Origin of the sequence: Streptosporangium sp. NPDC023963, from assembly GCF_040639135.1 — a bacterium.
GTDB lineage: Bacteria > Actinomycetota > Actinomycetes > Streptosporangiales > Streptosporangiaceae > Streptosporangium.
The window spans coordinates 28,671-46,921 of sequence record NZ_JBEZZK010000025.1 but is presented as its reverse complement, the minus strand read 5'-3'; the positions used below and the strand labels follow the sequence as shown (position 1 = coordinate 46,921).

Below are 18,251 nucleotides of genomic sequence, written 5' to 3'. Positions count from 1 at the left end.
CCAGGTGACGGACCGGCGACGCGCGCTGCCCGGCTTGGCCGTCGGGTCCGTGTCGCGTGCCGGGGCAGCGTAGGGTGTCGCTCCCCGGCCGAAAAGGATCATTGTGCCGCAGTTCTCCCGGTTGTCGCGGTCAGCGCTGTCGGCGTGGGCGGCGGCCGCGGCCGCCGCCGCCTGGCCGACCTGGGAGTCGTGGCGCGAGCGACTTGATCGTGAGGAGTCCACCGGGACCCCCGGGGACATCTACGGGTTGGTGTGCCGGTACAACGGTGGAACGACGCTGTCACCGCTTGCCCCGCTGCGCCGTGATCTCGAAGCGGTCATGGAGATCACGGAGAACTGGGCGTTTCCGGTCCTCGTGGTCCTTCTCGGCCTTCTCGCGTGTCTCGGCCGCAGGGATCCCGGGGTGACAGGTCGGCGGGTGGCGTGGCTCCTCGTCCTGATCGCGCTCGTCGAACCGCTCGCCTCGTTGCACAGCGATCGGAATGGCTGCGACGAGACCCCTCTGTTCAGCGCCGGCTGGTTCGCAGGGGTGGCCGGCGGATGGGGGATCACCCAGCTGTGTCTCCTGGTGGCCGCGTCGCTGGTGTTCGCCGTGTCGCGGGAGAGGTGGTCCGTCACCGCGGACGGGCCGGGTGGGTCACCGGCGGGGATGGTGTGGCGCCGGCCTGCGGCGGCCCTGGCCGACTATTTGATCGTTGTCACGGCCCTCAGCGCTGTCATGGGGGCGGCCTGGCCCCTGATCGACATGGGCTTCAAGGTCCATATGGGAGCCGGGCTTCTGGAGCGGGCCGACGCGTACGTGTTCCGGAGCAACGTGAGGCCGGCGGAACTGGCCGTCCTGGGCGGGCTTTTCCTCTACTTCTGGGTGCAGCACGCCCTGTGGGGACGGACGCTCGGCAAGCGGTTGCTGGGTGTCCGGGTCGTCGCCGCGCGGACGGGCGGACGGCTGGGCACGGGCAGGACCGCGCTCCGCACGCTGGCCTTCCCCCTCCTCGCCGTCGTTCCCGAGGTCGGGCTGTGGTGTCTCCTCGCGGACGGGTTGTGGATGCTCCTCGATCCCGAAGGCCGGGTTCTTCATGATCGCTGGCTGGGTGCCGCGGTGGTACGCGACCGGGTCACGAAGACGGCGGTAGGCGGCTTGGGCGGGGTTGACGCCGAGGAGGCCTTGCCGGAGGGTGGCGCGGATGCGGTGTGTTGACGAGACGCCGATGTCGTCGGCGACCGATGGTCGCCGTCCGTACCATCCCGGCACGGTGCCGGACCGGGGTCCACGGCTCAGCCGGCGGGCGGCGCTCCTGGCCGCCGGGGGACTGCTCGCCGGTTGCTCCCGGCAGCCAGAGGTCGACAAGGTCCACCTGCGGCTGGCCACCGGGCCGGCGGGGGCGGTGTACCGGCGCATCGGCGGCGCGCTGGCCGAACACGTCTCCGAGCAGGTGCCGGGTGCCACCCTGGTCACCGTGCCGAGCGGGGCGTCCACCGACAACATCCGGATGCTGCGGGCCGGCGAGGTGCACCTCGGGCTGACGAGCCTGGACGCGCTGATCATCACCGACGGCAGCGCGCCCGAGGGACTCTCGGCGATATGCCGGCTCTATGACAGTCACCTGCATCTCGTGGTCATGGCCGGTTCGGCGATCGACCGGTTCCGGGACCTGGAGGGCAGGCGCGTGTCCCTCGGCGCCCGCGACTCGGGCACCGAGTTCACGTCGCTGCGGGTCCTGGAGCTCGGCCGGGTGAACGCCGACGGCCGGTACCTCAGCCAGGCCGAATCGGCGGCGGCACTGCGCGACGGCGAGATCGACGCGATGTTCTCCCTGACCGGCGTCCCGACCCCCGCCGTCACGGAGCTGGCGCAGCGGCACCCGATTCGGCTGATCCCGCTGGACGCGCAGGCAGACGCGCTCTTCACGGCGTTCCCCGGTCCCTACACTCCGGCCATGATCCCCGCGACCGCCTACGCCGGCGTCCCGGCCACCCGTACCGTTGCCGTGCCGAACGTGCTTCTCGTGCGCAACGACCTGCCCGACGACCTGGTCCACGCCATCACCGACACGATCTTCACGCACACCGGCACGATCATCTCCGCCAGTCGCGACGCCGAGGCCGTTCCCGAGGCCGTTCCGGAAACGTGGCAGATCAACGTGCGTACCGGTATCTCCACCGCGTCGATCCCGCTCCATCCGGGCGCGGCGGCCTGGTTCCGCGACCGCAAGCGCTGACCCGGGACAGCGACGGGCCGGTGACGGCGACAGATCTGCGACGGTGACGGGCCTGCGACAAGTGACGGGCCTGCGACGGTGACGGACCGGTGACAGGGCTCGGGGGCTCGGACCGGCGAGGGAGCCCGGGGCCTCGGACCTGTGACGGGCACAGGCTCTCAGACCTGTGACGGAGCCGGGTCGCCGGCCGGCGACGCCACCCGCGGAACGACCGGCAACGCGACCACCGCGGCGAATCCGTGCCCGGACCCGTCCGGACGCGGCAGGCCCTCCTCCAGCCGCAGCTCGCCCCCGGCCGCCCCGACCAGGTCGGCGCAGATCGCCAGCCCCAGGCCGGTCCCGGGCACGTTCTGGTGCCGCGGCGACCGCCAGAACCGCCGTAGCGCCTGGGCTCGCTCGGACGCGTCGATTCCCTGGCCGTCGTCACGGACGGCGATCGTGACCACGTCTCCGGCCGCGGAGGCGTCGCCGGGTCCGGCGCTCGCGCCACCGCGGGCGACCCGGCCGGTGCCCGCGCCACCGGGGGCGACCCGGGCGGTCACCTCCACCACCCGCGCGTCCGACAGCCGTAACGCGTTGCTGATCAGCTCGTCCAGGACGCTGCCCAGCCCGCCCGGCGGCTCCAGCAACCGCAGCCCCGGCGGCACGTCGACCGCCAGCGTCTGCCCCGCCGTCGCCGTCAACGCCTGCCACCGGTCCACCCGGGTCGCCAGCACCGCGTCGAGATCCACCGGCGACGCCGTCCGTATGCTCTCCATCCGCGCGCTGGCCTGCAGCGAGTTCAGCATCCGCTGCATCGCCTTCAGCTCGTCGACGGCGACGTCGTAGACCTGCCGCCCGTCGCCGGACGCGCGCAGGTGCGGTTCCAGGCTCTCCACGGCGAGCCGGAGGCTGGTCAGCGGGTTGCGCAACTGGTGCGACGCGTCGGACACGAACGCCCGCTGCCGCTGCACGGCGTTCTCGACCGCGTCCATCATGGTGTTGAACGACTCCGCGAGCCGCCGCAGCTCGACCGGGCCGGCCTCGGCGTCCGCCCGGATGGTGAGGTCGCCCCGCGAGATCCGGGAGCTCGCCGCGTCCAGCTCCCGCACCGGACGCAGCACCCACGCCGACACCGGCCAGGCGACGGCCACCAGCGCGATCAACGGCAGCAGCCCGAGCCCGGCGAGCTGGGCCCATCGCACGAGGATGCGATGGCGCGTCCTCGACAGGTCGGAGATCGTGACGACGGTGCCGACGACCTCGCTGTCGCGGCCCACCGGCTCCGCGACCACGAGCGCGGAGTCGTCCCACGGCGCCCACTCCCAGGACGGTTCGGACCTCGCGCCGGCCAGCGCCGCGGTCACGATCCGGGGCAACGCCGGCTCGGCCCGCGCCGCCTCCTGGTACGCGCCGGCCGGTCCGAGCAGCACCGTGCCCGACATGTCGATCACCGCGACCGGGATGCCGTACAGCCTGTGGTAGTGCGTCAGCTCCTGGTGGAGCGCCTCGGTCCGCCCGGTCGACAGCGCGGTCTCGGCCAGCGACGCGAACCGGCCGACGTCGTTGAGCCGGTCGACGTAGGTCTCCTGCATCTCCCGCTCGGCCACGGTGACGCTGAGCGGCACCCCGAGCGCCGCGACGAGCAGCACCGCGAGGGGCACCAGGACGGCGAGCAGGCGACGGTGCACGGCGCGTCAGCCGATCAGCTCCGGCTGGTCGGCCAGGAGCCGATAGCCGACTCCGTGGATCGTGCGGATGAGCACGACAGGCCCGAGCTTGTGCCGCAACGCCGCGATGTGGGTGTCCAGGGTGCGACTCGAGGACTCCCAGGTCGCGCCCCAGATCTGGTCGAGGATGACGTCGCGGCTCACCACGTTCGGCGCCCGCCGGGCCAGCAGCAGGAGCAGCTCGAACTCCTTGCGGGTCAGCGTCACGAGCGTGCCGTCGACGGTGACCTCGCGGGTGCCGACGCCGATCCGCATCGGGCCGAGGACGAGCGGCTCGTCCGGGTGGCTCAGGGCACGGGCCACCCGGGTGCGCCGCAGGACGGCGTCGATGCGGGCCAGCAACTCCGGGATGCCGAACGGCTTCACGATGTAGTCGTCCGCGCCGGCGCGCAGGCCACGGACCCGCTCGTGCTCCTCCGACCGCGCCGTCACGGCGATGACGGCGGTCTCCGGGCGGTCACGCAGCCTGCGGATCACGTCGAGCCCGTCGCCGTCGGGCAGGCCCAGGTCGACGAGGACCACATCGGACGGGGCGGCGCGCACCGCCTCCGCGGCGGTGGCGACGCGGTGGACCTCGAAGCCCGCCTGGGCCAGGACGGTCACCAGAGCCCGCGCCACGCGGTCGTCATCCTCGATGATGGTGATCCGCATACCGGCGGATTGTACGGCCCGGATCGGCGTTTGGTCAGCCCTCCAGTTTTGCGATTTCTCCGGCTTCCGGCGCATTCTTGGGATTTCTCTGACACCATCCGCGTCCCCGCCAGCCGAGACTGAGGCCGCGCGCTTACCGACAAACGCGCGTGCGCCGACGAGGAGGCCGCGATATGAGAACGACCAGCAGATACCGGGCCGTCGCGCGGATGAGCGTCGCGATCGGCGTCCTCTCGCTCGTCGCCGCCTGTGCCGGCAGCGGGGGCGCCCCCGGCGGAGGCACCACCGGCGCGAGCGGCGCCGGGGGCTATCCGGACAAGAACATCACGTTCGTCGTGCCGTTCAGCGCGGGCGGCCCCACGGACACCGTCACCCGCATGATCGCCGAGCCGATGGCCGCCAAGCTCGGCGCCAAGGTCGTCGTCCAGAACGCCGAGGGCGCGGGCGGCACGGTCGGCGCCGGCGAGGTCGCGCGGGCCGATCCCGACGGCTACACCGTGCTCATGCACCACATCGGCATGTCGACGGCGCCCGCCCTGTACAAGGACCTGGGCTACAAGCCGCTGGAGAACTTCGAGATGGTCGGGCTCGTCACCGAGGTGCCGATGACGGTCGTCGCCCGCAAGGACTTCGCGCCCGCGACGCTCCAGGACCTCGTGACCTACGTGAAGGCGAACGCCGGCAAGGTCACGCTGGCCAACGCCGGCATCGGCGCCGCGTCCCACCTGTGCGGCCTGCTGTTCCAGTCCGCCACCGGGGTCAAGCTCCAGGAGGTCCCGTACGAGGGCACCGGCCCCGCGCTGACCGACCTCGTCGGCGGCCAGGTCGACTTCATGTGCGACCAGACGACCAACACCAGCGGCCAGATCTCCGCGGGCGAGGTGAAGGCGTACGCGGTCACCACGCCGGAGCGGGTGAAGAGCCTGCCCGACCTGCCCACCACGACCGAGGCCGGGCTGCCCCAGCTGCAGGTCAGCGTCTGGCACGGTCTCTACGTCCCGAAGGGCACGCCGCAGGACGTCGTCCAGAAGCTGTCCGAGGCGCTGAAGACGGCACTCGCCGACAAGGGCGTCGTCGACCAGATGGCCAAGCTCGGTACCGCGCCGGTCGCGGCCGAGGACGCGACCCCGCAGGCGCACCGGGCCAAGCTCGAAGAGCAGCTCGGCACCTGGGCGAAGGTCATCGCCGACGCCGGCGTCAAGGCCTCCTGAGGTGGAGCGCCGCCGGTCCCTCCCGGACGTCCTCGCCGGGGGAGTCTTCGTCCTGATCGGTGGCGCGTTCGCGGTGGGGGCGCTCGGCTACGAGCTGGGCACCCCGCTGCGGATGGGCCCCGGCGCCTTCCCGCTGCTGGTCGGCGCGACCGTGGCCGCCATGGGCCTGGCGATCGTCGTCAAGGGGCTCGTCGCCGGCGAGATGATCTCGTTCGGGCCGGTCCCCTGGCGCGCGGTCGCCCTCATCGTGCTCGCGGTCCTGTTCTTCGGGCTCACCGTCCGGGGCCTCGGGTTCGTACCGACGTCGGCGGTGACCGCCCTGCTCACCGCGCTGGCAAGCACGCGCGTACGGCTGCTCACGGCCGTCGCCGTGGCCGCCGGGCTCACCGTGGCCGCCACGCTCATCTTCGTCGTCGGACTTCAGCTGCGGATCCCGCTACTGGGCCCGTGGCTGGGGTTCTGACGCGGCATCCGGATTGAGGCATGGAACTTCTCGACAACCTCGCGCTGGGCTTCTCGACCGCCCTCATGGTCCAGAACGTCCTCTACTGCTTCGTGGGAGTGCTGCTCGGGACGGCGGTCGGCGTGCTGCCCGGCATCGGGCCGACGGCGACGGTGGCGATGCTGCTGCCGATCACCTTCAGCTTCGAGCCGGTGACGGCGCTGATCATGCTGGCCGGCATCTACTACGGCGCGCAGTACGGCGGCTCGACGACCGCCATCCTGATCAACCTGCCCGGTGAGTCGTCGGCGGCGGTCACCGCGCTGGACGGGCACGAGATGGCCCGCCAGGGCCGGGCCGGCCCTGCCCTGGCCGCCGCCGCGATCGGCTCCTTCGTCGCGGGTACGGTGGCCACCGTCGTGCTGGCCGTCGCGGCCCCGCCGCTGGCCCGCGTCGCGTTGAAGTTCGGCCCCGCCGAGTACTTCTCGCTGGTGCTGCTCGGCCTGATCGTGTCGATCGCGCTGGCGCGCGGCACGGCGCTCAAGGCACTGGCGATGATCGCGCTCGGCGTCCTGTTCGGCACGGTCGGCCAGGACCTCTACACCGGCACGCCCCGGTTCGTGTTCGGCCAGCGCGAGCTGTACGGCGGCATCGACTTCGTGTCGGTCGCCGTCGGCATGTTCGGGCTGGCCGAGATCCTGCGCAACCTGGAGAACGAGCAGACCCGCACGGCGATCGTCGGCAAGGTGAGGAACCTCTGGCCGACCCGCGAGGACCGGCGCCGGATCGTCGGCCCGATCCTGCGGGGTACCGGTCTCGGCGCCGCGCTCGGCGTCCTGCCCGGCGGCGGCCACGTGCTGGCCTCGTTCACCTCGTACGCCGTCGAGAAGCGGATCTCGAAGCGGCGGCAGGAGTTCGGGCGCGGCGCGATCGAGGGCGTCGCCGGCCCCGAGTCGGCGAACAACGCCGCCGCGCAGACGTCGTTCATCCCGCTGCTCACCCTGGGGCTGCCCGCCCACCCGGTGATGGCGCTGATGGTCGGCGCGTTCATCGTCCACGGCATCACCCCCGGCCCGAACGTCATCACCGACGAGCCGGCGCTGTTCTGGGGGCTGATCGCGTCGATGTGGATCGGCAACGTGCTGCTCGTGCTGCTGAACCTGCCGCTGATCGGACTCTGGGTGCGCATGCTGCGCATCCCGTACCAGGTGCTGTTCCCGATGATCATCCTGTTCGCCGCGATCGGCACGTACTCCCTGGAGTTCAACGCGTACGACGTCTACGCGATCGTGTTCTTCGGGATCCTGGGCTACATCCTGATCAAGTGCGGCTGCGAGCCGGCGCCGCTGCTGCTCGGCTTCGTCCTCGGCCCCCTGCTCGAGGAGAACATGCGGCGGGCGCTCATCATCTCCCGCGGCGACGCGTCGGTCTTCCTGACCCGGCCGATCTCCGCGGTGCTCCTCGCCCTGGCCGTGGCGGCGCTCGTCGTCGCCGTCCTCCCGGCGATCCGCAGGCGCCGCGAGGTCGTGTTCACCGAGGAGGAGTAGGAGCCGGCGGCCCGCAGGTTCGCGTCGGCGGTTGTCCATCGATCGGTGGACAACCGGGTCGACCGGCCGGTCGACCCGCGCGAAGTGGTCGTCGGCCTACCGTGGAACGGGGAATCTCCCGGTGGCGGAAGGGGGATCGAAGAACCCGTCGAGGCCAGGGGGTGAGCGGAATGAACACGGTGAACCCGATCGCCGCCACGAGCCGGGAATTCTCCCCGGAAACGAGACTGCGGCCACCCCGCAACCGGTTGGAGCGCAGGGCGGTCGGCTGGTGGACGGTGAACGCGCTGCTCTTCGCCCTGCCGCCGGTGGTGGTGTCCGGGGCGCTGACCCTGTTCATCCCGCCGGCCCGGTTCGTCTTCGGCCCGGCCACGGTCGTGATGGCGGTACTGGGTCTCGCCTACGTGCTGATCATGCCGGCGTGGCGTTACCGGGTGCACCGGTGGGAGGTGACCGAGGATGCGGTCTACACCCTCAGCGGCTGGCTGTGGCAGAGGTGGCGCGTCGCGCCGCTGTCTCGGGTGCAGACCGTCGACTCGCTGCGCGGGCCGGTGCAGCAGATGTTCGGCCTGACCGGCATCACGCTGACCACCGCATCGGCGGCGGGCGCGATCAAGATCAAGGGCTTGGACCACCGGCTGGCCGAGCGGCTGGTGGAGGAGCTGACCCAGGTCGTCCAGCGGCACCGGGGTGACGCGACGTGAGCGGGCCGAACGACGGCTGGCAGCGGCTGCACCCACGGTTGATCATCGTCGGCGCGAGTTGGTTCCTCGGTCCGCCGGCGACCATGGCGGTGTCCGTGGTGTTTGTGGTGTCGGCGGGCGGAAAGGTGCCGCCGTCCGCCGCGATCACGTTGTCCACGTTCCTGGCGGTGTTTCTGGTGATGGCGTGCATCCTGCTGTCGCGCTGGATCGGCACCCGGTACCGCATCACGAGCACCGCCGTGGAGATCCACTCCGGACTGGTGTTCCGCCGCCGCCGTTCCATCGCCGTCGATCGCATCCGCAGCGTCGACGTCACCGCCAACCCGGTGCACCGGCTGTTCGGTCTGGCCACCGTGCGGATCGGCACGGGGGCGCAGGCCGACTCCTCCGACAGCACCCGGCGGCTCGCGCTGGACGGTGTGACCCGCGCGCAGGCCGACGAACTGCGCACGCGGCTGCTGCGCCGGGCCTCCGCGGCGCGGGGCGGCGATCTCGACGCGGTGACGATGGCGGAGATCGACTGGGCGTGGCTGAAGTACGGCCCGCTGACCATCTGGTCCATCGCCGGTGTGGGCGTCGCGCTGGGCGGTCTGTACCGGCTGCTGGAGTCGTTCGGGCTCAAGCCGTACGAGCTGGGCCTCATCAAGGACGTCTACGGGTTCTTCGCGGGCATGTCGCCGTGGGCGGCGGTCCCGCTGCTGGTCGCCATCGTCATCGGCCTCGGCTCGATCGGCTCCACCGCGTTGTTCGTCGAGTCCTGGTGGGGTTTCCGGCTGTCGCGAGAGGACGAGACGTCGTTCCGGGTGCGGCGCGGCCTGCTGACCACCCGGTCGCTGACCGTCGAGCGGTCCCGGATGCGGGGCGCGCAGATCGCCGAGCCGCTCGCGCTGCGGCTGGTCGGCGCGGCGCGGACCAACGCCATGGCCGTCGGCCTGGGCACGCGCGAGGACCGGTCGACGTCGCCGAAGTCGGCGCTGCTGCCGCCCGCGCCGATCGGCCTGGCCCACTCCGTGGCCGCCCAGGTGCTGGGCCTGGACCGGTCGCCGCAGGAGGACGTCCACTGGCGCGAGCACCCGCGGGTGGCACTGCGGCGGCGGCTGCTCCGGGTGCCGCAGGTCGTGCTGCCGCCGGTGGCCGCGGTGTGGTCGCTCGGCCTGTGGCTGACCCCGGTGCTGGTGCACCTGGCGTGGATCGCGGGCGCGGCCTGCCTGCTCGCGGGCGCCTGGTCGGCGTACGACGCCTACCGGAACCTGGGCCACGGCCTGTCCGGCGACTTCCTGGTCATCCGGTCGGGTACGTTCGTCCGCCGCGCGATCGCGCTGCGCCGGGACGGCGTCATCGGGTGGGAGGTCTCGCAGTCGCCGTTCCAGCGGCTCTCCGGGATCATCACGCTGTCGGCGGCGACGGCCGCCGGACGCAACGTCTACCGGGTGCGCGATGTCGCCCGGGCCAAGGGACTGGAGTTCGCGGAGCGGGCCGTGCCCGGCCTGCTGGCAGGGTTGCTCGACGATCGTGAGAAGGGTGCTCAGGAGGCCGGGCCCGCCGTCGCGCGGTATCGCGCCCACCGCGCCGGGACCCCGCCCGAATCGACCGCCTGAGGAGTCCGGGCTAGCGAGGTGCCGCGAGGACGTCCCGGAGGACGTCCTCCAGCGTGACCCGGGCCAGCTCGCGCCTCAGGGTCTCCTCGATGCCCTCGTAGATGCCCTGCATCGCCGGCTGGATGCCGTAACCCACCACGCACCCCTGGTCCGGGGTGGCGCGGTGCATCGCGAACAGCGGGCCGGGTTCCACCGCCTCGTACACGTCGAGCAGGGTCATCGACTCCAGATCGCGCGCCAGCGACCAGCCCGCGCCCACGCCCCGCCGGGACTCCACGAGCCCCGCCCTGCGCAGCTCGCCGAGCAGCCGCCTGATCACCACGGGATTGGTGTTCGCGCTGCCCGCGATCTGCTCGGACGTGGCGACCTCGTGGCCCTGGCGCTGGTAGAGGCTGATCCAGGCCAGCGCGTGGGCGGCGATGGTCAACTTGCTGTTGGCGCTCATGAACCCTCATCTCTCGGCCGCGACACCGTATGGTACGACCGCCCAGTCGTAACAACAAATGTTGCGACCACTCCGTCGTAACCATTAGTGTTACGACTGTTCGAACGGATCGATCAGTGAGGTGAGAAGAATGGACAAGCCGCTCACGGGCAAGGTCGCCCTGGTCACCGGGGGTTCCCGCGGGCTGGGAGCCGCGACCGTACGGCTGCTGGCCGAGCAGGGCGCCGACGTCGCGTTCACCTACGTCAGCTCCGACGAGCGGGCGCGGGCCGTCGTCGAGGAGGCGCGAGGCAAGGGCGTGAAGGCCGTCGCCATCAGGTCCGACCAGGCGGACACGAGCGGGGCTCCGGCGCTGATCGACGAGGTGGTCGCGTCCTTCGGCGGCCTGGACATCCTCGTCAACAACGCGGCGATCTCGGTGAGCCGCAGGGTGGACGACCCGGACGCCGACACCGCCGCGCTGGACCGGATGCACGCCACCAACTACCTCGGCGTGATCGCCGTCATCCGGGCCGCCTCCCGGGTGCTGCGCGCGGACGGCCGCATCATCACGGTGAGCTCCGGGCTGGGCTCCCGGGTCGGACTCCCGGGCCTCGCCGACTACTCGGCGACCAAGTCGGGGGTCGAGAGGTACACCATGGGCGTCGCGCGGGACCTCGGGCCCCGGGGCATCACGGCCAACGTCGTGGAGGCCGGCCTGATGGAGAGCGGGATGGAACCGCCGGACCCCGAGACCCTCAAGGCCCTGGTCAGCTCGCTGTCCCTGCAGCGCGTGGGCCGTCCCGAGGAGATCGCCGAGGCGATCGCCTTCCTGGCGAGCCCCGGCGCCTCGTACGTCACGGGCGCGGTGCTGGACGCCCACGGCGGCTACAACGCCTGACCCGGACCCCCGCCGCGTGCCCCGGAGGGGCCCGCGTCACCGTGAGGCGGTTGCCGTCCGGGCGGTCGTGCGTGACGCTCTTGGTATGCGCATCGGTCCTCTGCTCGGCTCCGGCCGTACCGCGGATGTGTTCGCGATCGACGACGCGTGGGTGCTGCGCCGGTATCGGGACGGCGGTGACGCGTCCGCCGAGGTGGACGTGATGTCCTACGTCTCCGGCCGGGGGTATCCGGCGCCGCGCGTCGGACCGGCCGCGGGCGGGGACCTGATCATGGAGCGGTTGTCCGGCCCGACCATGGTCGAGGGGCTCACGCAGGGCATGATCACTCTGGAGGAGGCCGGCACGGTCCTGGCGGGGCTGCTGCGCCGCCTGCACGCTCTCCCGGCGCGGGTCTCGGCAGACCCGGCGGATCGCATCCTCCACCTCGACCTGCATCCGGAGAACGTGATGCTCACGCCCGGGGGACCGGTGGTGATCGACTGGGCCAACGCCGAGGAGGGCCCGCCCGCGCTGGACTGGGGCGTGTCCGCCCTGATCCTGGCGGAGGTCGCGGTCGGCCCGCGGACCGAGGCGGCCATGGCCCGCACGACCCTGGCCTCCCTGCTCGCCGAGGTCGACCATGCGATCGACCTCGACGGGGCTCTGGCCATACGGGCCGCCAACCCGACGCTGAGCCGGGCCGAGAAACAACTCCTCGGCGAGGCCGTGGCGCTGGTGGGTTCCCTGCATCTCGCGTCTGGCCCCGGTGCCTGAACCGGTGCCTGAACCGGTGCCTGAACCCGCGACGGCCTCGGCGAAGACGCCGGCGGCCGGGGCCTGCGCCGCTCGGACCACGTGAGCGTGGACGCGGAGCGTCACGGACGCGCGTCGGCCCCCACCGGCCCTGGCCGGGACCGGCCGGTCCTGGCACTCTTCACCTACGGGTGGTCGCGCAGGCGCGCGCGCAGCAGGTTGGGGTCGGTGGCCGTGGTGTAGGCGGCGCTGAGCACGTAGACGTCATCGCCGCGCAGCGCGACGGAGGTGGGGTTCTGCAGGCCGTCGGCGGCGTCCAGAACGGTGGTGCCGGTGCCGTCGGACCGGACGCGCACGACCTTGTTGGGGGCGTTGAGGGCGGCGAGGATCTCGTCACCGCGGCCGGTGAAGGCGAAATCGTCGATACCGACCATGCCCGACGCCCTGACCTGCGGCGTTCCCGCGCGGTTTCCGGAGCGGATCGGGATGCGCAGGAGGGTGCCCCGGTCGAGGTTGGTCACCCACAGCGCGCCACGGTGCACTTTCGCGCCGTTGGCTCCGAGGAAGCCGGCCGGGGCGAGTTCGGGAGCCGTGGACCACGCGACGGGTGTGCCGCCGGTGACGGGGACGGTCCACACGGTGCCGAGCACCGAGTCGGTGATGTAGAGCCGTTTGCCGTGCCCGTCCAGTGCCAGCCCGTTGGGCAGGCTGTTCGCGGGCAGCGCGGCGATGCGCCGCGGGGCCTTCCCGGGGCGCAGCCGCCACAGCCCGGTCAGATCGGCCGTGCCCGTCGCGTACAGCGTGTACACGGTGCCGTCCGAGGTGTGGGCGATACCGGTGGTCAGGGGGAAACCGAGGACCGGCGTGTCGACTCCGCCGTCGGCGGGCGCGGGCAGCGTCGCCAGGACGCGCGTCCTGCCCTGGGGAGTGACCTGGGCCACCTGGCGGCCGGCGGCGAAGGTGACGTTCGCCGTGCCGTCGGGCAGCAGGGAGATGTTCTCCGGCATCTGGCCCGCCGACAGGTCGAAGTGGGTGGCGATCCGCACATCTGTCAGCGGTCCCCCGGCGGCCGTCGCACCGGCCGGCGCGGCCGGCGTCAGGGCGGCCGCGGCCAGCAGGGCGGCCGACATGGTGATCTTGATGCTTCGCTTGGGCATGGTTCCTTCACTGTTTTCCGGCATGCGGCAGCCGCGGTTCGGCGCCGTGGGTCGAGGGATGTCGTGGGGGTGTCGAGGGGATGCCGAGGGGGAGGTCGCGATCCCCTCGGGTCAGGTGGTGCGGGTTCCGGCGCCGTGGCGCGGCCGGGTCGCCTCCCGCGGCGCGGTGACGTGAGAGAGCAGGGTCAGGGCCGTCGCGGAGGGGGAGCCGGGATCGGCCGTGGCCACCACCAGGGCCGGGCCGTTCCCCTGCGGGCTCTGCAGTGTCTGCTGGGTGACCGTCAGCGTCCCGACCAGGGGGTGGCGCATCTCGTAGTCGGCGACATCGCAGGCCAGGACCCGGTGATCGGCCCACATCGAGGCGAACTCCGGACTGCGCATGGTCAGCTCGCCGATCAGCCCGGCCAGCAGCGGATCGTCCGGGTGCCGCCCGGCCGTGAGGCGCAGGTTGCCCACCACGGCCCTGGCCTTGGCGGGCCAGTCGGTGTACAGGTCGCGGGTGTGCGCGTCCAGGAACACCAGCCTGGCCATGTTCGGCCGTCGCTCCGGGACGCCGGGGCCGTCCGGGTCGAGATGGCCGGCGAACAGGCCGTGACCCTGACGGTTCCAGGCCAGGACGTCGCTGCGGCGGCCGATCACGATGGCGGGTGTGCTTCCGAAGGCCGCCAGCAAGGCGCTGGTCGCCGGGGTGACGCGTTCGGGACGCGGCCGGCTCGCGGGCCGGCCGCGTCTCGGCGCGCCGGCCAGGGCGTGCAGATGGGCACGCTCGGGCTCGTCCAGGCGCAGGGCGTTCGCTATGGCGTCGAGCACCTCGCGCGAGGCGTTGCGTGACTGGCCCTGCTCCAGGCGGGTGTAGTAGGGCGCGCTGATGCCCGCGAGCATCGCGAGCTCCTCCCGCCGCAGCCCGGGCACCCGGCGCCGCTCGCCGTAGGTCCGCAACCCGACGTCTTCGGGTCGCAGCAGGCCACGGCGTGCCTGGAGGAAGTCGGCGAGGTGCCCGTGCTCGGTCATGGAGCCAAGTATGCGTACCACCGGCGAATCGCGCCTCACCCCGTCGGGGTAGGGATCCGCGGGGTCCGGCTCCCCGGGCCCCGGGCCCCGGGACCCGCGTGCCGGGCGACGGTCCGTGGGCCGTCGCCCGGTCCGGCGGCGGTAACCGTCACCTCGTCGTGCAGACGGTCCCGTTGAGGGTGAAGACGGCGGGCGGCGTGTTCGGGCCGCTGTAGTTGCCGACGAAGCCGATCGTGGCCGATGCGCCCGTGGGCAGCGAGCCGTTGCCGGAGTCGTTGACGACCCTGACGTCCTGCCCGTTCTGCGTCCAGACGGCGCCCCAGCCGCTGCCCAGGCTCTGCCACGTCCTGGGCCAGCCGAAGTTCAGGGTCCAGCCGTCGATCGGCGCGCCGTGGTTGGTGATCTCGATGGCGCCGACGTAGCCGCTGGCCCAGTCGGACTGGTTGGTCAGGCGTACCGAGCACGAGCTGGAGGCGGGCGTGCCGGTCGTGAACGTCAGCGGCGCGGAGGGCGACGAGACGCCGCCGCCGCCGTCCCGGGCGATCACGTTGACCGTGTGGCGCGTGCCCGGCTTCAGGTTGTCCACGGTCAACGAGGTGCCGGTGGTCTCGCCGATCTGCTCGCTGACGGCTCCGTTCTGGCGGTGGATCTCGTACTTCGCGATCGGGCGCGCGCCGGCGGGGGCGGCGGGCCAGGAGATGGTGGCGGTCCTGTCCGTCACGGCGGAGGCCGTGGGCTGTCCGGGCACGCCGGGCAGGCCGGTCTGGGCGGAGGCGGGACGCAGGACGACCGTGGTCAGCGAGAGCGGTGGCAGCGTCCGGCCGGTCGCGCCGCCCGTGGTCGACGTGGTGATGCTCGTGGCGCCGTTGGTGTGGGTCAGCACGGTGGGAGCCCCGGACGCCGGGCTGAAGCCCGAGTAGCCGATCGTGACGGGGTAGGACGTGTCGGACGAGGTGTTGATCAGCAGGACGGCCAGGTCGCCGTCGGGACGGCGTACGGCGTGCGCGACGACCTTCGCCTGGTCGGTCGCGGCCCGGATGAACCGGTCGCCGGGGCGGGCGAACCTGCTCACCATCTGGAGGGCGTAGTACGGCGCGAAGGGCGTGTTCGCCGCCGGCTCGCAGACGCTGCCGTCGGAGGTGCACGTCCCGCTCGACAGCAGGCCGAAGTCGCCGTAGTCGGTGTGTCCCTCGACCTGCGTGACGTTGCCGATGCCGTTGTGGACGTTCCACCAGTCGACCGTGAACACCCCGTTGGCCAGCAGCGTCGCGTAGGCGTCGGCGGCGGCCAGCGCGCCGGGCTGCGTCGTCGCGCCGTTGCTGTTCGACCCGGTGTTGAACTCGGTCATCGCGATGCCGATCCGCTCGGAGCCGGCGCCCACGTGCTTCTCGATCTGCCGGCGGGTGAGGTGGATCATGTCGGGAACGTGCGCGGTCCTGTCGAAGGCGCCGGGGTACCAGTGCAGGATCACGAAGTCGATCTTCGAGCCTGCGGTCGACAGGACGACGTCGTTCCAGGTCCCGGCGTCGCCCTCGGCGACTATCCCGTCGGGCCAGTTGGCCGGCGTGGTCAGCACCGCGCCGATCTTGATGGTCGGGTCGACGGCCTTCATCGCGTCGGAGTAGGCCACGACGTGGCGCGCGTACTCGGCAGGGCTCTTGTCGGCGTGGTCGTCCGCCTCCCAGGCGGCACCGTAGTGGCCGTTGCCGTAGTTCTCGTTGCCGATCTCCCAGTACTTGACGCCGTAGCCCTTGGTGACGTTGGCGTGCCGCACCCAGGCCGCGGCCTCCTGCGCCGTGCCGGTGCCGTAGTTGGCGGTCACCATCGGCTGCGCGCCGGTGCGTCGCACGCCGCGCATGAAGGTGTCGAAGTCGGTGTCGGGGGCGACGTAGCCGCCGGGGGCGGTGTGGTCGGCCCAGTGGTAGATGTCGGAGTACGAGCCGCCGGGATAGCGCAGCAGCTTCATGCCCGCGTCCTTGAGCAGGTCGGCGGTCTCGTCGGTGCCCAGACGGCTGTCCCAGATCGCGTGGTTGGTACCGATGCCGGTCTCGGGGACGGTGGCGAGCGCGGCGCGGGCGTTGACGGTCACGGAGACCGGGGCGACCTCGTCGGCGTGCGCCGTGGGGACGGTGAGGACGGCCAGCGTCAGCAGAAGGGCGGACGCTGCCCGTAACGGAGTTCTCGGCATCGGTGTACCTCGCAACGGATAGTGACGTTCACTCGACACCCCCTCCCTGACCCGGAGGCAACATGATCGTCAGCGGTCGCCTCCCGTCCGTCAACCGGCCGTGAAACTTTCAGCCGGGGATCGGCGGAGCGGGGTGGTCCGGACGTACGGCGGAGCGGCGTCGGGCCGCCACCCGGACGCGTCCGGGGGTTGCGGGGGTGCTCGGCGGTGGACGCGGAGAACCCGGCATGTGCTCAGGAGGTTGACTCGTTAGCTAAACCTGATAGCTTTTAGCTAACGAGATTAGCAAGACGCTGACGAGCCCCTTGGAGGTAGTCATGACCGAGTTCCTGAACGTCGACGGTGGGACCATCGCTTACGAGGTGACCGGCACCGCCGGCCCGCTGGTGGTGCTCGCCCACGGCATGGGCGACAGCCGCGAGGCCTACCGGTTCCTCGCCCCCGCCCTGGTGGAGGCCGGGTACCGGGTCGCCGCGACGGACCTGCGCGGCCACGGTGAGTCCAGCGTCGGGTGGGCGTCCTACACCCGCACCGCCCTCGCCGGTGACCTGATCGCCCTGGTGCGCCACCTCGGCGGGCCGGCGGTGCTCGTCGGGCACTCCATCTCCGGCGGTGCGGCCACGATCGCCGCGGCCAAGGCCCCGGAGCTGGTCACCGCGCTGGTCGAGCTCGCGCCCTTCACCCGCGAGCAGCAGGTCCGGCTCGGTGACCTGCGGGTGGCCGCCTACCGCCGCGGGATGACCCATCTGATGGGCACCACCATCTTGGGCAGCACCCGGCAGTGGGCCAAGTACCTCGACCTCGCCTACCCCGGCGTCAAGCCGGCCGACTGGGACGTGCGCATGAAGCAGATCACCGCGATGCTGCAGGAGCCGGGCCGGATGAAGGTCCTGCAGGCGATGGGCAAGATCTCACCCGCCGACGCCGGTGAGCAGCTGGGCAACGTCACCTGCCCGACTCTCGTCGTCCAGGGCGGCCTCGACCCCGACTGGACCTCACCTCGCGCCGAGGGCGAGGCGATCGTCGCGGGCCTGCCGGCCGGACTGGGCAGGCTGGAGATGATCGACGGCGCCGGCCACTACCCGCACGTCCAGTACCCCCAGCAGACCCTCGCCGCGATCCTGCGCTTCCTGGACGGCGTCCGTGCCTAGGGCGGGCCTGAACGCGGCCACGATCGCCGCGGCCGGCGCCGCGCTCGCCGACGAGATCGGCTTCACCGAGCTGACCATGGGCCGGCTGGCCGAGCGGGTCGGAGTGCGCACCCCGTCGCTGTACAAACACATCGCCGGCCAGGCCGAACTCAACCGGCAGATCGCGGCGCTCACCCTCACCGAAGCCGCCGACACGCTCGGCACGGCCACCCAGGGCCGCGCCGGACGGGACGCCCTGACCGCCGCGGCCCGCGCGATGCGTGACTTCGTCCTCGCCCACCCCAGCCGTTACGCGGCCACCATCGGCATCACCCCGACCGGCCCGGACGACCCGATCGCGGTCGCCGAGAGGCGAGGACTCGGCCCCTTCGAGGCGGTACTGCGGGGGTACGACATCGCCCCGCAGGAGATACCCCACGCGCTACGCGCGCTGCGCAGCGTCTTCCACGGCTTCGCCACCCTGCAGGCCGCCAACGGATTCCAGTTGCCGGCCGACATCGACGAGAGCTTCGAATGGCTCATCGACTTCGTCGACCGCGGCCTGCGTTCCGCGTCGATCCCCGGCTCCACCGATCACCGGTAGACGGCCCGCTCCGCGAGCCGTC

At 72.1% G+C, this 18,251-nt stretch carries 17 protein-coding genes; 11 read left to right on the top strand and 6 right to left on the bottom strand.

Annotated elements, in window-relative coordinates; translation table 11 throughout:
• Positions 1 to 103: 103 nt before the first annotated feature.
• Complete coding sequence (locus AB0F88_RS41850) at positions 104 to 1,198, top strand: RDD family protein (protein ID WP_362697326.1); 1,095 nt, start codon at positions 104 to 106, stop codon at positions 1,196 to 1,198.
• Positions 1,185 to 2,219, top strand: coding sequence for a TAXI family TRAP transporter solute-binding subunit (locus AB0F88_RS41845; RefSeq protein WP_362697323.1), 1,035 nt, complete (start codon positions 1,185 to 1,187; stop codon positions 2,217 to 2,219). The genes AB0F88_RS41850 and AB0F88_RS41845 overlap by 14 nt, the downstream gene beginning before the upstream one ends.
• Positions 2,220 to 2,377: 158 nt before the next feature.
• Here the strand turns inward: AB0F88_RS41845 and AB0F88_RS41840 are convergent, their stop codons facing one another.
• Together AB0F88_RS41840 and AB0F88_RS41835 are read right to left on the bottom strand one after the other, a co-directional pair.
• The gene (locus AB0F88_RS41840) at positions 2,378 to 3,889 is read right to left on the bottom strand and encodes a HAMP domain-containing sensor histidine kinase (protein ID WP_362697320.1); all 1,512 of its coding nucleotides are present in this window, start codon (positions 3,887 to 3,889) and stop codon (positions 2,378 to 2,380) included.
• Between the two features lie 6 nt (positions 3,890 to 3,895).
• Positions 3,896 to 4,579 carry a response regulator transcription factor gene (locus tag AB0F88_RS41835; RefSeq protein ID WP_362697317.1) on the bottom strand — a complete coding sequence of 228 codons (684 nt, stop codon included), beginning with the start codon at positions 4,577 to 4,579 and terminating at the stop codon, positions 3,896 to 3,898.
• A 173-nt stretch (positions 4,580 to 4,752) separates the two neighbouring features.
• On the opposite strand from AB0F88_RS41835, the gene AB0F88_RS41830 reads away from it, so the two are divergent.
• The 5 genes from AB0F88_RS41830 (at position 4,753) to AB0F88_RS41810 (ending at position 10,081) form a co-directional block, all read left to right on the top strand.
• Positions 4,753 to 5,790 (top strand): tripartite tricarboxylate transporter substrate-binding protein, encoded by a 1,038-nt coding sequence (locus tag AB0F88_RS41830; RefSeq protein WP_362697314.1) that lies wholly within the window; start codon positions 4,753 to 4,755, stop codon positions 5,788 to 5,790.
• A 1-nt stretch (position 5,791) separates the two neighbouring features.
• Entirely contained in the window at positions 5,792 to 6,253 is a 462-nt protein-coding gene (locus tag AB0F88_RS41825) for a tripartite tricarboxylate transporter TctB family protein (protein WP_362697311.1), read from the top strand.
• Positions 6,254 to 6,273: 20 nt separating this feature from the next.
• Positions 6,274 to 7,779: a tripartite tricarboxylate transporter permease gene (locus tag AB0F88_RS41820; RefSeq protein ID WP_362697308.1), complete on the top strand. Its 1,506-nt coding sequence runs from the start codon at positions 6,274 to 6,276 to the stop codon at positions 7,777 to 7,779.
• A gap of 170 nt (positions 7,780 to 7,949) precedes the next feature.
• A complete protein-coding gene (locus tag AB0F88_RS41815; protein ID WP_362697305.1) occupies positions 7,950 to 8,483 on the top strand; it encodes a PH domain-containing protein in 534 nt (177 codons plus the stop codon).
• A complete protein-coding gene (locus AB0F88_RS41810) occupies positions 8,480 to 10,081 on the top strand; it encodes a PH domain-containing protein (RefSeq protein WP_362697302.1) in 1,602 nt (533 codons plus the stop codon). Before AB0F88_RS41815 ends, AB0F88_RS41810 begins: the two co-directional genes overlap by 4 nt.
• A gap of 10 nt (positions 10,082 to 10,091) precedes the next feature.
• On the opposite strand, the gene AB0F88_RS41805 is transcribed toward AB0F88_RS41810, so the two are convergent.
• Positions 10,092 to 10,526 (bottom strand): Rrf2 family transcriptional regulator, encoded by a 435-nt coding sequence (locus AB0F88_RS41805; protein ID WP_362697299.1) that lies wholly within the window; start codon positions 10,524 to 10,526, stop codon positions 10,092 to 10,094.
• 130 nt (positions 10,527 to 10,656) lie between these two features.
• Here AB0F88_RS41805 and AB0F88_RS41800 point away from each other — a divergent pair, with 130 nt between their 5' ends.
• Both AB0F88_RS41800 and AB0F88_RS41795 read left to right on the top strand, forming a co-directional pair.
• Entirely contained in the window at positions 10,657 to 11,406 is a 750-nt protein-coding gene (locus AB0F88_RS41800; protein ID WP_362697296.1) for an SDR family oxidoreductase, read from the top strand.
• A gap of 85 nt (positions 11,407 to 11,491) precedes the next feature.
• The gene (locus AB0F88_RS41795) at positions 11,492 to 12,160 is read left to right on the top strand and encodes a phosphotransferase (RefSeq protein WP_362697293.1); all 669 of its coding nucleotides are present in this window, start codon (positions 11,492 to 11,494) and stop codon (positions 12,158 to 12,160) included.
• A gap of 164 nt (positions 12,161 to 12,324) precedes the next feature.
• Here the strand turns inward: AB0F88_RS41795 and AB0F88_RS41790 are convergent, their stop codons facing one another.
• From AB0F88_RS41790 to AB0F88_RS41780, 3 genes are all read right to left on the bottom strand, one after another.
• Positions 12,325 to 13,296 (bottom strand): hypothetical protein, encoded by a 972-nt coding sequence (locus AB0F88_RS41790; RefSeq protein ID WP_362697290.1) that lies wholly within the window; start codon positions 13,294 to 13,296, stop codon positions 12,325 to 12,327.
• 111 nt (positions 13,297 to 13,407) lie between these two features.
• Entirely contained in the window at positions 13,408 to 14,307 is a 900-nt protein-coding gene (locus tag AB0F88_RS41785) for a helix-turn-helix transcriptional regulator (protein ID WP_362697287.1), read from the bottom strand.
• A 148-nt stretch (positions 14,308 to 14,455) separates the two neighbouring features.
• Entirely contained in the window at positions 14,456 to 16,495 is a 2,040-nt protein-coding gene (locus tag AB0F88_RS41780) for a cellulose binding domain-containing protein (protein ID WP_362697284.1), read from the bottom strand.
• A 317-nt stretch (positions 16,496 to 16,812) separates the two neighbouring features.
• Here AB0F88_RS41780 and AB0F88_RS41775 point away from each other — a divergent pair, with 317 nt between their 5' ends.
• Both AB0F88_RS41775 and AB0F88_RS41770 read left to right on the top strand, forming a co-directional pair.
• Positions 16,813 to 17,646, top strand: coding sequence for an alpha/beta hydrolase (locus AB0F88_RS41775; protein ID WP_362697281.1), 834 nt, complete (start codon positions 16,813 to 16,815; stop codon positions 17,644 to 17,646).
• Positions 17,639 to 18,229: a TetR-like C-terminal domain-containing protein gene (locus AB0F88_RS41770; RefSeq protein ID WP_362697278.1), complete on the top strand. Its 591-nt coding sequence runs from the start codon at positions 17,639 to 17,641 to the stop codon at positions 18,227 to 18,229. Before AB0F88_RS41775 ends, AB0F88_RS41770 begins: the two co-directional genes overlap by 8 nt.
• Positions 18,230 to 18,251 lie beyond the last annotated feature (22 nt).

Bases quoted from the DNA above. Each gene is read 5' to 3' on its own strand.
- AB0F88_RS41775 (WP_362697281.1), top strand. From the start codon at position 16,813: ATGACCGAGTTCCTGAACGTCGACGGTGGGACCATCGCTTACGAGGTG.
- AB0F88_RS41830 (WP_362697314.1), top strand. From the start codon at position 4,753: ATGAGAACGACCAGCAGATACCGGGCCGTCGCGCGGATGAGCGTCGCG.
- AB0F88_RS41815 (WP_362697305.1), top strand. From the start codon at position 7,950: ATGAACACGGTGAACCCGATCGCCGCCACGAGCCGGGAATTCTCCCCG.
- AB0F88_RS41785 (WP_362697287.1), bottom strand. From the start codon at position 14,307: ATGACCGAGCACGGGCACCTCGCCGACTTCCTCCAGGCACGCCGTGGC.
- AB0F88_RS41805 (WP_362697299.1), bottom strand. From the start codon at position 10,526: ATGAGCGCCAACAGCAAGTTGACCATCGCCGCCCACGCGCTGGCCTGG.
- AB0F88_RS41800 (WP_362697296.1), top strand. From the start codon at position 10,657: ATGGACAAGCCGCTCACGGGCAAGGTCGCCCTGGTCACCGGGGGTTCC.
- AB0F88_RS41780 (WP_362697284.1), bottom strand. From the start codon at position 16,495: ATGCCGAGAACTCCGTTACGGGCAGCGTCCGCCCTTCTGCTGACGCTG.
- AB0F88_RS41835 (WP_362697317.1), bottom strand. From the start codon at position 4,579: ATGCGGATCACCATCATCGAGGATGACGACCGCGTGGCGCGGGCTCTG.
- AB0F88_RS41790 (WP_362697290.1), bottom strand. From the start codon at position 13,296: ATGCCCAAGCGAAGCATCAAGATCACCATGTCGGCCGCCCTGCTGGCC.
- AB0F88_RS41795 (WP_362697293.1), top strand. From the start codon at position 11,492: ATGCGCATCGGTCCTCTGCTCGGCTCCGGCCGTACCGCGGATGTGTTC.
- AB0F88_RS41845 (WP_362697323.1), top strand. From the start codon at position 1,185: ATGCGGTGTGTTGACGAGACGCCGATGTCGTCGGCGACCGATGGTCGC.
- AB0F88_RS41820 (WP_362697308.1), top strand. From the start codon at position 6,274: ATGGAACTTCTCGACAACCTCGCGCTGGGCTTCTCGACCGCCCTCATG.